Raw genomic sequence first — 13841 nt, 5'->3', positions numbered from 1 at the left:
CGTCTCTCTATACTCGCACCAATGAATACCTCACCGCCCACCGGTTTCGAATCCGCCAAGCCCGATCACTGGCGCAATCTGTTGTGGGCGCTGACCACACCGGATATTGCACCCGAGTTCGCGCTGCCGTGGCTGCCGGAGCAGAGGCGCCGGCAACTGCATCAGTTTTTTTCTGCATCAGAAACAATCACCCGCCTGCAGCCGAAGCTGGAAGCGAACCTGCAAACGCTCAACAGCCGCCGCCTCGGGGTCTATTTTGAGCAGCTGTGGGACTTCGCGTTTACCCACCACCCAGACTACATACTGCTTGCGCGCAACCTGGCCGTTCGCAGCCAGGGGCAAACACTGGGGGAACTGGACTTCGTTGTCAGGTATTTGCCCGACAACGCCGTCGAGCACTGGGAAGTCGCAGTGAAGTTCTATCTTCAGGTAGACGGCCATTGGGTCGGCCCCGGGCTCCGGGACCGCCTGGACATCAAGCTCGCGCGTATGCGTGATCACCAGCTGCCGATTGCCCAATCACAGCCCGCAGTAGAGGCACTCCGGCACCGGGAGCTACGTCTCGACCGGCAGTGGACGCTAATGCCGGGACGGCTGTTTACGCCGCTAGGGGCCTCAGCACACGGCGCGCAGGCCTCGCGGTACTGGTGGGCGACATCGGAGCTGTTCCTGCAAAGTTTCTTAAGCGAATCCCAGCACTGGCTGCCACTGCAGAAAACCTCATGGCTAGCGCCAGTTGGCACCGATGCGGACGATGGATACTCCACAGTGAGGCTTGAGAATACCGTACTTCCTGCCCTGCTTGCGCGAGGCCCCGTCTGCATAGCCGCGACGACCGAGAATACCGGCGAACCAGAGTATTTGTGCCGTGGATTTATCGTTCCTGATGACTGGTACCAACGCGCACTCGCTCATCGCGCCGTCTAATCAGACTTGCTCCTGGCCAGAATAAACGTCCCCTTTAAAACCTGCTCAATTTTCGAGCAAAAAGTGCGCTATCCACCCGTCGATTGGGCGATGTGGCACCCATTCATTTAGAATCATCGCCTTAATTTTCGTAGACCAATAAAAACAGGGGGTCAGAATTCATGTTTGCAGATTGTTCGATTGGCATGAGGGCGGGGGTGCGATACCTGAGCAGGGTCGCCCTTGGCGCAGTGCTGCTGTTTCTCGGGGGCTGTGCCAGCCAGGTGAATATGTTGCCCACGCTCAGTGAGAAAACGGTACTACAGCCACAACAGGGCGTGGTGGTAGCCAAGGTGATAAATGCCAGTAGCTATCCCCTGCCCTTCAACCAGCTCACCATCAACCCCAAAAACCTGAACGAATCCAGCGAGGTCAAGTCCCCGCGCCTTACGGCACTGGCGAATAACTATCGCGGCAGCACCGTGTTTGCCGCACCGGTGAACGCCGGTGATTACGCACTGAGCAGTATCCGTGCATTCCACTCCCACGGCGATTTCTGGTATTCGCGGTTTGTCACCACCGACGCAAAATTCGGGACATTCCGAGTCAATCCCGGGCAAGTCACTGACCTCGGCACCATCATTTACTACCCGAAGTCCCAGGGCGACAAGTACATCAACATGCTGCTGAGACAACCAAGTGAAGCAGCTGGAAGCACTCTCCATGAAAGCTTCCCGTTCTACGATTTCACTCTGGATTCCGTACACGGCTGGATGGAAGATGAATACGAACAGGAGCGCAACTCCAATTACGTATCCGCAGCGCGCAACCCGGTTACCTACAACGAACAGTATGCCGGCCCGGATGGCAGCCTCTATTTTGTCGGCAAACTGGGGATCATTATCAAACGCTCCCCACAGGGAGAATGGAGTATGGATGCGGTCGATACCAATATCGACCTGTACACCATCGTCGCCAACCAGCGCGGTGACCTTGTCGTAGCCGGCGATGAAGGCAAGGTGTTCATCAAGCGCGTTAACGGCGACTGGCAGGATGTTTCCATCGCCCATCAGCTGCGCGTCCATCAGGCGACGTTCGCAGGTGACAATACGATCGACTTGATAACCAGTGAAAACCACCTGCTCAAAGTCTGGCGTAGCACTGACCTTGCCAACGTGGATTGGCAACACCTGGTTACCTTCCGTTCCGACCGCGGTTGGTTGGATCCGAACGGCGTACTCACTTACGACACAAATCCGAAACCGAAAAACGGCAGCCAGCAGGCGGTGTCCCCGCGCAATATCTCCAGTGTAGATCTTAAGCGGATCGAGGATCGCAACGAGATCTTTGTACGCACCATCGCACGATACAGCGAGCCGATGTTCGAAAACGGCAAGCTTGAGTCTTTCGTGGTTGATACATCAGACTGGCAAATACTCGGCGAAGGCAACGAGCAGCAGTACTCTACCGTCGTCAACGCCGGCGCAACCCAACTCGCTATCAAGGAAGCGGGTTTCTGGAGCTGGGACGGAAAACCCGATTACCTGAAGCTGAATAAAAACAACGGGCAATGGGAGGAAATTTCCACATCCATCTCTGGCTGTCCGCCGGGGACAAAAATCGTGGGCGATAGCTGCAGGGCGAAAGGCTCCAAAGGCCGCTACCAGCAGAAGGTGGACCGTTTTTCGTTTGCCAGTACACCCTGGTTCAAAAACAATGACGAAGTGCTCGCGATTGCCCTTTTCCGGGAAAAATCGGCGGAATCCGGCGAGACGGAAAATAAGGTGCGCCTGATTCACAGTGTGGACGGCGGAAAAGTCTGGACCAAAAGCGAAGACCCGCTGCCAAGCGAATTTTGCGGCACCCTGATTCCAGACGTGAAAGACCGCCTGTTGCTGACGTGCAAAGGCAGTTCAATGGACTTTTATGAGTCCTTGGATGAGGGCGCAAGCTGGAAGCATGTGCGAGAACACGAAAATTTCTGATCGCCGCCTTCACAGATCTGACAAATGCTCCGGCTGAGGCCGGAGCATCTCCTACCTATTACCCTTCCGCCTCCTTACATCAGCACCGAATCGAGAAAAACTTTAGCGCGCTCAAATATCCGCGCCCGGCTTTCCGGTCCTCCCAGGCTGTGTCCGACTTCGGGATCAAAATACCATTCAAACGGCTTGCCACTTGCTTCCAGCGCGGTCTTAAGGCGGAATCCATGCTCCGGATCCACCACCTCGTCCTTACCGCCGTGGGCGACAAAGATCGGAACCTGAAGTTCGGACGTCAGATAGGCAGGAGATACCGCTTTCAGGGTATCGTAATCCTTTCTGGGGTCGCCGATATAATCGCGACTCCACGCTCGCTGCCGGGGATTCAAGCGTGTTGAGTTGAGCATGAGGTTTATATCGCTGACACCGGCGATACTGGCGGCACAGCGAAACAGCTCAGGATGGCGGGTGGCCATCATCGCGGAAGCATAGCCACCATAGCTGATACCTAACGCACACACTCGCTTGCGATCGATATCCGCTCGCTGGACCACCGAGTCGGTAACGCGATAAATGTCCTCCAGCATCAGGGCGCCCCACTGCTGTTTACCCGCTTCTTTCAACTCGGCAGTGTATCCACCTGAACCGCGGAAATTCACCCGCAAAACCGCATAGCCTGACGCCACAAGATACTGGGTCAGCGGATCGTAACTGCGATCATCGAATACCCCGATGGGACCACCGTGGGGCAGTAATACCAGCGGTGAGGGACCAGTGCCGTTATCCGGCAGGCTGAGCAGGTAGGGAATATCCAGATCGCCCACTTTGAACGTCTCTTCGATCAGACGTCCACCCAGCTTTCCTCTAAGGCCGGGAAACCGCTCACCAACTACCTTGGATGAAGTGGACGAGTAGAGCAGGAAAACACCCGGCTGATTGTGCGACTCCCGATAAACGAGCCGCTTCTCTCCATCCGGGCTGCGACCAAGTTCACTCTCGATGTCGGCCCCCGATTGTGACTTGCTGCCGGATACCGCCTTGTCGAAGTACTCATCCACGCGATTACCGTTGCGAACAGTACGCACACCAATGAGTGAACCATCCAGCGGAGACAGAATGAGGTCGACAATCTTGTAGGCACTGATCTCATGAATCAGTGTCTTTTCACCAGATTCATAGTCCAGCAGGAAAATACTGCGTTCTATGTCCTCATTAAAATCAAGTCCGTAGAACTTTCCCTTTCCCGGAGCCAGGGCTATTGGAACAACCTTCCCCTTTGAGGGTTCCTTGTCCGCATCCCGCCACTGCTCCAGAACTTCTGTTTCTCCCTCATCATTGAATGCACTCAGTGTCAGATCACCTTCACTATCGAAGTGCAACACCGCGCGCGGCTTGCTATCGGCATCCAGAAACCACCTGACGGCATACCCCGAAACCGAGCGCACTTCATTGGAGGCAGTAAACTGACCACCGTCTACCGCACTCAATTTACTCAACTTGCCCGGCGCACTGAGTTGATCGGCGCGGATGCGGTAAATTTTGGAATAAGCCCCACTTTTGGCATACAGAAATTCCTGCTCCTGATCGGGTAGCGCCTCCACCACCCAACCGGGTGTTGTGATACGTTTAAGACTGGCCCGTTCAGGTTTTGAATTCGACAGATCCCACACAGACCATTCACTTTTTTTCCTGGTATCAAGCAAATCTTCAATACCCCGCCGCTCGGAAGTGCTTTGTACTACCAAACGCACAGGATCAATCCAGGCCCACTGATCAATACTCGTCTTGCCTTTACTCAAGTCAGTTGCTGCAAGCCGGTACACGCCCCCCCGCCCCGAAGCTTCCGATACTTCCAGAAAAGCCTCTCCATTTTCCCTGCGCACACCGGCAATACGTTTCCCATCAGGGCTCATCGAGATAGAAGCGAAATCCGGTTCCGTAAAAAATTCACGGGCAGGCACATTTGCCACCGCGACCTGCGAGTAGAAAAAAAACAACAGCAGACATCGACTGAGGTTCTTCAGCATTACCAGAGATTGACTGTTCACTGCGCGCCCTCGATGTTCTTTCTACTCTGAGTATCGCGATAAAAATCATCTCTATACCCGGTGTGAAACGCGAGCGGATACATATTCAGGGTCTCCCCCATCAGCTCTCGAATCGTTGCTTCCTGCATGGCAATCCTGTTCAACAGATCTATTTCCACGTGTGATGCACTACGCTCGGTATTAATGTGCAATGCGCCAATATAGTTGGTCCTGCCCGGTTCGATGACAAAGCGCCACTCGGGCCGGTTGTCCGTACTCATGCGAAATGGAAGGCTGTAATGGGGCGCGTTGACCCGGATGATCTGATATTGCCCCTTTGTCATCGGCAGCAGGTAAAAGCCATTAGCAAGGCCTTTCAGAGTGATTTTGTGCGGCTTGGTAACGAAGCGGAAACGCTCGCCCTCCGGCAGGGGCTCGCTATCTGCCCTTGCAATTCGGGCAAACTCGAATGAGGGTGCGGTTCCCCCGGCATCAACATAGAGCAGCATATAGCCTTCCGAACCACCAAGCTCTGGCGCATCAGACACGGGCAGAAGCGAGAATTCCTCGGCCTCAACGCTGAAAGGAGAGCAGAGCACCAGTAGAATCGACACCAATAGTGCGGAAAGTGAGATATTCGGCATATTATTTTCCGAAAAGTGGAATTGTAGGAATCTGGCACCAAGGTGGTCAACCGGCGATCATTTTTCAGCCGACCTTCCCCTCTAATGATCCCAAGCCCTCCTGAGCGCATACATGCCATGTCAACGATGCTCTTGACAGCGATCAATTAACATTTACAATTTTCAGAAACTTCTGAAAGTTAAAAACAAAATGAAACTTTCCAATCAGGCCCAGGCGTTCGTGCTGCACTTCGGCGAGATGGGCAGCCGCTGGGGATTCAACCGCACCGTGGGGCAGATGTTTGCCCTGCTGACCATACATTCCGAGCCGCTGAACGCGGACCAGCTGGCGGAGGCGCTGAAGATCAGCCGCGGCAACGTGAGCATGGGGCTCAAGGAATTGCAGGCGTGGCGGCTGATCGAGCTGCACCACCAGCCCGGTGACCGCAAAGACTACTTCACTGCTGCCGGTTCCATCTGGGATCTGGCGCGCACCGTATTCGAAGAGCGCCGCAAACGCGAGCTGGACCCCACGCTCACCCTGCTGCGGCAATTACTGCTCACCGATCCCCGCGACGAGCAGGAGGCTCAGGCCCAGGAAAAAATCCAGGAGGTATACAGCCTGCTGGAAATGCTCGACCAGTTCGCCAACACCCTGAGCAAGCTGGATCACAAGGATCTGCACAAGCTGATGAAACTGGGCTCCGGTCTCAACAAACTGCTGGACCTGAAAGCGGGCGTCAAAGCCAAAGCAACCACTAAAACAACCAATACAACAACCACCAAAAGCACGACCGGAAAAAAAGCGAAGTAAAAGCCGTAACCCGCGGTCCTGGGCCGCGGTCACCTAAGAGGTACACCCTGTGGACACTGCGCTGGACACCCTGATGCTGTCGCGAATCCAGTTCGCCGCCAACATCAGTTTTCACATTCTCTTCCCCACCATCACCATTGCCCTCTGCTGGATTCTTTTCTTCTTCAAACTGCGCTTCGACCTCACCGGCAACCCGGTGTGGATGCGCGCGTACCGATTCTGGGTAAAAATCTTTGCCCTCACCTTTGCCCTCGGCGTGGTGAGCGGCATTACCATGTCGTTCCAGTTCGGCACCAACTGGCCGGGCTATATGGAAAAAGTCGGGAATATCGCCGGGCCACTGCTGGGATACGAGGTGCTGACCGCGTTTTTTCTCGAGGCGACCTTTCTCGGCATCATGCTGTTCGGCATCAAACGGGTGCCCAGCAAGGTGCACACATTTTCCGCACTGATGGTGGCCATCGGCACCACGCTCTCTGCCTTCTGGATCCTCGCCCTCAATTCCTGGATGCAGACACCGGCGGGCTATGAAATCCGCGACGGTGTGGTGCACGCAACCAACTGGCTAGAGGTCATTTTCAACCCGTCCTTCCCGTATCGGTTGATGCATATGCTGCTGGCCTCGGGATTGACCGCCGCGTTCTTCGTCGCCGGCCTCTCCGCCTACCGCATATTGAAAGGCGATGAAAAGCAGGCGCCGCGACTGGCGCTGAAAACCGGGCTGATACTGGCGGCGATACTCGCACCGCTACAGGCCTTCGTCGGCGATCTGCACGGGCTCAATACCTTTGAGCACCAGCCGCAGAAAATTGCCGCGATGGAGGGCGTGTGGGAAACGGAACAGGGCGCGCCGCTGCTGTTGTTTGCCATCCCCGATGAGGAAACACGCAGCAACCACTTTGCCGTTGGCATTCCCAATATGGCGAGCCTGATTCTCACCCACGAGACCGATGGGGAAATTCGCGGGCTGAACAGCTTTGACGGCGATCACCCGCCGGTGAAACCGCTGTTTTTCGGCTTCCGTATCATGGTCGGCATGGGCTTGCTGATGCTCGCCACGGCCTGGCTCGGCTGTTACCTGTTGCGCCGCCCGGCGATGCCGCGGGCATTTCTGAAGTTTCTGGTGGCGATGACATTTTCCGGCTGGATCGCCACGCTGGCCGGCTGGTATGTGACCGAGGTCGGTCGCCAGCCCTGGCTCGTCACCGGTATTCTGAAAACCGCAGACGCGGTAACGCCGGTGGCGCCGGCCAATGTGGGGCTGTCACTCGCCATGTACCTGCTGGTCTATGTGGTGTTGATGTGGGCCTATATCCACACCCTGAAACGCATGGCGATCAAGTCTGTTTACGTTGAGGAATTCGAAACCGCGGAACCCGCCGCCGATGGCAGTCTCACCAATCTGCCTGAATCCCACATCAAGCCCAACTCCAAACCAGGTACTGCCGGAGGTAACGCGTGAACGAAGTACTGAACCACAGCGGCGACTGGCTGCCTGTTGTTTTCATTGCCCTGATGGGGCTCGCGGTACTGGCCTACGCGATTCTCGATGGCTACGACCTCGGCGTCGGCATCCTGCTGCCTATGGGTGCAGAGGACGAACTGCAGCGGGACACCATGATCGCGTCCATTGGCCCCTTCTGGGATGCCAACGAAACCTGGCTGGTGCTCGCCATCGGCCTGTTGCTGATCGCCTTTCCTTCGGCCCACAGCCTGATCCTGATGAATCTGTATATCCCGGTGGCGGTCATGTTGATCGGCTTGATCATGCGCGGTGTCGCCTTCGACTTCCGCGCCAAGGCGGCGGTGGATCACAAGCTCGCCTGGGATCGCACCTTCAAGATCGGCTCACTGCTCACTACCCTCACCCAGGGTTATATGCTCGGGCAGTATGTGATGGGGTTTGACCAGAGCCTGTCGTCGCAACTGTTCTGCGCGGTGTCCGCCCTCGGTGTTACCGCGGCTTACAGTTATATCGGTGCTGCCTGGCTGGTATTGAAAGCAGAAGACCAGTTGCAGACGAGGGCGGTGCGCTGGACACAGTTGGCCGGTCGCGCCTCGCTGGTGGGTGTGGTCGCGGTCTGCGCGATCAACCCGCTGGTGAACCCGGGGGTATTTGACCGCTGGTTTACCTTCCCGCTGGTGATGTTTGTACTGCTGATCCCGGTGCTGTGCTTTCTCGGCTTTGTGGGCAACGACATCCTGTTGCGCCGGCTGCCGAAAGCCCACGACCGCCACAGCAGTGTCCCCTTTTTTATTGTGGTGGGCATATTTGTACTGTGTTTCAGCGGACTCGGCTTCAGCTTTTTCCCGGACATCGTGCCGGGGAAACTGAATATCTGGGAAGCGGCCAGTGCGCGCGAATCGCTGCAGTTTATTCTCGCGGGCGCGGTGGTGGTGATTCCGGTGATCCTGATGTACACCGCGTTTTCCTATCGGGTATTTCACGGCAAGGCGACGGAGTTGCATTACCACTGAAGTGGATTGGATGAGATGGAAAGAAAAAGCCCTGGATTTCCAGGGCTTTTTTGTTCGCCTGCAGGCAGGCTCCTACGGGGAGTGGTGGCGATGCATCACTGTTGCCACTTGCGGTATTCCTTGAGGGCCTTGTAGGGGCGCTCGGTGTACCAGCCGTAGCCGGCGCGGCGCTCGGCGGAAACCTTGTCCAACTCGAAATACACCTGGCCATCGCGATCGCCGAACACCGGGCGGTCGCTCTCGATATCGTAGAAGCGCGCCCACAGCGGGTCGGCATCGTCGTCCGGGATCAGCGCCGGCAGTTCGTCGCCGCGGCGGTAGCGCAGGCCGTGCATCTGGTGTTGCTCAAACCAGCGGTTGGCACTGTCGATCGCCTTGCGGACGTTTTCCGGCGGATTTTTCAGGGTCATCAGGAACAATACCAGGTCGGCACTCTCGCTGGTGGCGAGTGCCACCGGCTCGAACGCACGCGCGGACGTGGGCTCCAGGGTTTCGTCATCGTGCTGCGCGCCCCAGATGGTGGGCTCGCCATTTACCTCGACCTGGGTGGCCACCAGCATATCCAGTGCGCGCACAAGGCTGTGTTTTGCCTGCGCTTTCAAGTCGGCGGCGAGAAAGGCCAGGCGCTCGTCGCCTTCGGCCGCGGCGCCGACCACTTTCAGCAGGTTGGCGATGGCATCGTCGTTGAAGGTGATATCGTCGTGGTACTTGCCGCGCAGTGGGAAGGACTGAGGCCAGCCGCCGTTGGGGTACTGTGCGAGCAGGATAAGGTTGAGTGCCCGGCTCGCGGAATCGCAGTAGCGGCGGTCCTGGTGGGCATTGCAGGCATTCACCATGACCCAGAACTGGGTGGTGGTGGCGTAGTTATCGAAGGTGGGAACGTAATCTTTTTCGGTGCCGAACTGCTGGCCGGGTTGACGCGGTGTGCTCATGTCGGTGCGCTTGGACCAGCCACCGGAGGGTGTCTGGTAGGTGAGCAGGCTGTCGGCCAGGGCTTTACCCTCGGCACTGGCTATAAAGTCGCGGTCGTAGAGGGCCTGCTTAACATCGAACCCGAACAGTTTGTCTTTCGTAGGTTTGGTGCTTTTTTCCTGCCTGGTCTCGGCCAATTCTCGCTTGATCGCGTCCTGGTCCAGCTTGTAGAGCAGATCGGACATGGCCCGGTAGGCGGCCATGTCCTGCGCCGGTTGCAGCTTCGCCAGCGGATCGGGCCCGGCCCGGGAGGCGTCAGCGGGTGTGTTTTTGGCACCGCAGCCGGTGGCTGCCAGCAGTAGAGCAGCGAGCGTCAGGCCGCGGGCTGCGTTTACACGGGAGAGGGTCATACAAGGGCTCGCTACTGTTTCTGTCAGGCAGAACATCGTTATTTGGTAAGGCCAAACGATGGTAGCAAAAGCCCTTCAATGAAGAAACCGTCAGGCGGCAGCACCTGCCAGCGCCGCCGCCTTGGCCCGACGCTTGTCCCGCGCATTGCGGCGCTTCTCACGGCGCTGGTACCAGATGTAGATGCCGGTGATGGACAGCAGCAGCGGCGACAGGCCGATCACACACCATAGAATCTTGCTCACCAGACCGGCGAAATTACCGAAGTGCAGGCGGCGGTAGCTGTCGACGATCACCGCACCCAGAGTCGCGTCGCGGATGTCGTAGCTCAGCATGTGTTCGCCGCTCTGGGCGTTGTAGGTGACGTTGCTGGCGTACTCGCTGATCAGCGGATTGCCGCTGTGCACATCGCCCCAGAAGGTGAAGTTGGTACCCGGCTCCCAGGGGAAAGAAATGTAGGTGGTCTCGAAGTTCTGGATGCGCTTGCCGGCGTCATCCATTAGAGCCTGCAGCGAGAGGTCGTCGTTGTACAGGCGCTCGGCCATTTTGTAGTGTTCGGCTCCGCCGGCGTGCTCTTCCAGCTCATGGGCGAAGTGGGTGATATTCCACCAGGCACCGGTGAAGCCGAGGATCAGCAGGACCGGTGCGCCGATGATACCGGTCATTTTGTGCAAATCGGAGAAGTACACGATCATACGCGCGTTCCAGCGCAGGGTGAAAAAGTTCTTCCAGAACTTGCGGTACAGGATAAAGCCGGTAATACCCAACAGGCACAGCAGGATGGAGAAGACACTGGTAATAAGCATGCCCCAGTCGCCCAGCAACAGGGTGTAGTGCAGGTCCAGTAACCAATCGGTTAAGTGATGGGTCAGTCCCATGGGCGGGCGCAGCGGCTCACCGGTGTACTGGTCCATCAGCGCATAGGTCCACTCATCGGTGCCGTGCTGTATGGTGTACACCAGATCCGCGCGGTCTTTGTCCTGGAACAGCGCCCAGCCGGTGACCTCATAGCCGGGGAAATTACTGTGCATGGAAGCTTCCAGCGCATCCAGGCTCAAGCGCTCACGACCATTCGAATCCACCCGCACCTTGTCGGCGAGCAGCAGCGAATCAATCTCGTGCTTGAACACCAGAATACTGCCGGTGATGCAGATGACCAGCAGCGGGACAAAGGCGGCCAATGCCATCCAGCTGTGCAATTTGAACAGGGTTTTATTCATGTTGTTCTCGCTTGGGTTACGCCGGCAAAGAATCTCAAATCGCTAAACACAAACGGGGTGAAGGCCATAAATGGCCTTCACCCCCAAGAGTGCCTCTGATTTACACAGGTGAATCAGTAACGCCAGTTCACCGATGCGCTGAAGTTGCGTGGCGCGGCGTAGAAGCCCTGATCCCAGTACAGGCTGCTGATGTATTTCTCGTCGGTAAGGTTTTCACCATTAATGGAGAAACTCAGCTGTTCGCTCACCTTGTAATTGGCAAACAACTGCAGGGTCGCATAGGCGTCCTGCTCGATGGTATGCCCCGAAGCGTGAACGCGGGAAATATCGTCCTGCCAGTTGAGGCCGCCACCCACCTTGAGCTGGTCGAGCATCGGCGGACGGTAGCTGGCGTAGAGGCGCACAGTCTGCTCGGGGATAAAGTCTCGGTTGAGGCCATTGCCGGCCTTATTCTCGATATCCACCTTGGCGTAGCTGAACTCCATGTGCAGGCCTTCGACAAGTTCACCACTGACGGTCAGGTCGTAGCCGTTGCTGTCGTAATCGCGGCCTTCGTAGTAGTCGATCATCACCTGATCGTTGTTCGGGTCTTCAATCTGGCCGGCAAACTCCGCCACGTTGTTCTGCTGGGTCTGGTAGTAAGCCAGGGTTGCAATGAGCTTGCCGCCGAGAAATTGCCCTTTTACTCCCACCTCGTCATTGACGCCCTCGGTTGGGTCAATAAAAGACAGGTCTTCGGCAACATCATCCTGCGCACGGAAGGTTTCTGTGTGGCTCGCGTAAAGGGAGTAATTGTCGGTCAGGCTGTACACCACACCCGCGTAGGGCAGAACCTTGCCATCCACCTTGGTGACTTTGCTGGTACCGTAGCCTTCACCTTCGGCCTCCCAGTTCACCACGCGGGCGCCGCCCACCAAGCTCAGGCTGTCGGTTAGGCGGAAGCGGGTCGCAGCGTAAAACGCACTCTGCTCTTCATCGAAATTACTGCCGGTCAGCCCGTCGGTATATACCGGTTTGACCGGGGTCTGGCCGTTCCACTGGGTGAAGTCGCCGATCGGCGGGAAGCCGTTGGTGTAGTCGTACAGCGAAACTTCTCTGGTTGAGCCTTCGGACCAGTTGTAGCCGAACAGCAGGTCGTGCTCGCGGCCCAGCAACTGGTAAGTACCGGATGCGCGCAGGTCGAACACGTCCTGCTTGCCGTCCAGGGTATAGCCGCTGGCGTAGCCTATCAGGCCTATGTCGGTGTCGCGATCCGGCAGGCTGTACATATAAAACAGCTCGCTGTCGCCTTCGATGTCCGCAGTGCTGTAGTAGCCCTTGAGTTCCCAGCCGTTGGCAAACTCGTGCTTCAGTTCGGCGAAGACTTCTTTCTCAATGTTGTCCCAGTAGGCCCACTCGGCAGAGGTGGAGGCGGACACGTCGTAATCGGTGGGTGTCCCGTCGGAGTACACCAGCGGCAGCGCGCCCCACAGTGGGCTGTCGGCGAGGCTGCTCTGGTAGCTGGCGCCCAGTGTCAGCAGGGTGGATTCACCCAGGTCCTTTTCCAGTGCTCCGTAGACCACGGATTTGTCCATGGCGTAAAAATCGAGATACGACTCCCTGTCTTCCTTGGTCATTACCACGCGACCGCGCAGGCCATCGGTCAGGGTGCCGGAAACATCGCTCTCCAGGCGCAGCCTGTCCCAGGAACCCGCGATGGCGCTGAAGGACATTTGCAGATCATCGGTGGGGCGTTTGCGCACCATATTGACGGTGGCTGACGGATTGCCGGCGCCACTCATCAGGCCATTGGCACCGCGCACCACTTCGATGCGCTCGTAGATGGAAGTATCGGTCTCACCGCTGCGGTTGCCGTAGGTAGATGGCAGGCCCACGCCATCGACCTGGAAATTGGTGACGTCAAAGCCGCGGGAGGAATAGTAGGTGCGGTCGGTTTCCACACTCTCCACCTGAATGCCCGGCACGGCCAGCAGTGCGTCGTTCAGGTTGTACATATTGAAGTCGTCCATCTGCACCTGGCCGATCGCGGATACCGATTGCGGTGTTTCCATGATCGATAGACCGAGGCCCGTCGCAGTGTCCAGGTCGCTGACCAGGTAGGAGTCCACCTGCTCGCCGACGACTTCCACATTCTCGAGCCTCTCGGAATTTTTCACTTCCGCGGCGACAGCCCCATTGGCTGCGGCGAGAGCGACCGCCAGAACAGTGCTGGCAAACAGACGGTGATTCGGTTGCATGGATGTGTCCCCAGTGACTACCCCTTGAATTTGGGACGGGAGTTTAGTTTAGCAAACATCCAAATGCAACAGATTATCATTTAGATTTTGTTAAGGTTGGCCCATTTATCCGGTCATTAAACTGCCACTTGCGCCATTTACCCTGCCCTATTTTTGAGGCCATCACCTTGCCCCCTAGTCATTCCAGCCGGCAGAAGAGCCCCCTCTGGGTACTTACCCACAGCGCTGCTGTAT

10 protein-coding genes are annotated in these 13841 nt (G+C 57.0%); 5 read left to right on the top strand and 5 right to left on the bottom strand.

The features are described from left to right. Nucleotides 1–21 precede the first annotated feature (21 nt). Nucleotides 22–927 carry a DUF1853 family protein gene (locus FDY93_RS17565; protein WP_138237053.1) on the top strand — a complete coding sequence of 302 codons (906 nt, stop codon included), beginning with the start codon at nt 22–24 and terminating at the stop codon, nt 925–927. A 197-nt stretch (nt 928–1124) separates the two neighbouring features. Beyond that, nucleotides 1125–2891, top strand: a complete 1767-nt coding sequence (locus tag FDY93_RS17560; RefSeq protein WP_138237052.1) for a hypothetical protein — start codon at nt 1125–1127, stop codon at nt 2889–2891. 74 nt (nt 2892–2965) lie between these two features. On the opposite strand, the gene FDY93_RS17555 is transcribed toward FDY93_RS17560, so the two are convergent. Beyond that, nucleotides 2966–4936, bottom strand: a complete 1971-nt coding sequence (locus tag FDY93_RS17555; RefSeq protein WP_138237051.1) for an alpha/beta hydrolase family protein — start codon at nt 4934–4936, stop codon at nt 2966–2968. Beyond that, the gene (locus FDY93_RS17550) at nt 4933–5559 is read right to left on the bottom strand and encodes a hypothetical protein (RefSeq protein ID WP_138237050.1); all 627 of its coding nucleotides are present in this window, start codon (nt 5557–5559) and stop codon (nt 4933–4935) included. Before FDY93_RS17550 ends, FDY93_RS17555 begins: the two co-directional genes overlap by 4 nt. A 190-nt stretch (nt 5560–5749) precedes the next feature. Between FDY93_RS17550 and FDY93_RS17545 the strand changes: the two genes are divergently transcribed. The 3 genes from FDY93_RS17545 to FDY93_RS17535 all read left to right on the top strand — a co-directional run bounded on the left by FDY93_RS17545 (nt 5750) and on the right by FDY93_RS17535 (nt 8830). Next, the gene (locus FDY93_RS17545) at nt 5750–6352 is read left to right on the top strand and encodes a GbsR/MarR family transcriptional regulator (protein WP_138237049.1); all 603 of its coding nucleotides are present in this window, start codon (nt 5750–5752) and stop codon (nt 6350–6352) included. 73 nt (nt 6353–6425) lie between these two features. Further along, entirely contained in the window at nt 6426–7814 is a 1389-nt protein-coding gene (locus FDY93_RS17540) for a cytochrome ubiquinol oxidase subunit I (RefSeq protein WP_138237076.1), read from the top strand. Further along, nucleotides 7811–8830, top strand: coding sequence for a cytochrome d ubiquinol oxidase subunit II (locus FDY93_RS17535; RefSeq protein WP_138237048.1), 1020 nt, complete (start codon nt 7811–7813; stop codon nt 8828–8830). The genes FDY93_RS17540 and FDY93_RS17535 overlap by 4 nt, the downstream gene beginning before the upstream one ends. A gap of 95 nt (nt 8831–8925) precedes the next feature. Here FDY93_RS17535 and pelA read toward each other — a convergent pair whose 3' ends face one another. The 3 genes from pelA to FDY93_RS17520 form a co-directional block, all read right to left on the bottom strand. Beyond that, entirely contained in the window at nt 8926–10152 is a 1227-nt protein-coding gene (gene pelA / locus FDY93_RS17530) for a pectate lyase (RefSeq protein WP_171019031.1), read from the bottom strand. Between the two features lie 90 nt (nt 10153–10242). Further along, complete coding sequence (locus FDY93_RS17525) at nt 10243–11370, bottom strand: PepSY-associated TM helix domain-containing protein (protein WP_138237046.1); 1128 nt, start codon at nt 11368–11370, stop codon at nt 10243–10245. A 113-nt stretch (nt 11371–11483) separates the two neighbouring features. Then, on the bottom strand, nt 11484–13607 hold the full coding sequence (locus FDY93_RS17520; RefSeq protein ID WP_220446237.1) for a TonB-dependent siderophore receptor: 2124 nt from the start codon (nt 13605–13607) through the stop codon (nt 11484–11486). Nucleotides 13608–13841 lie beyond the last annotated feature (234 nt).

It is taken from the genome of Microbulbifer harenosus (assembly GCF_005771435.1).
GTDB classification, from domain to species: Bacteria; Pseudomonadota; Gammaproteobacteria; order Pseudomonadales; family Cellvibrionaceae; genus Microbulbifer; species Microbulbifer harenosus.
The sequence above is the reverse complement of the archived record's forward strand: the minus strand, read 5'-3'. Positions and strand labels throughout refer to the sequence as shown.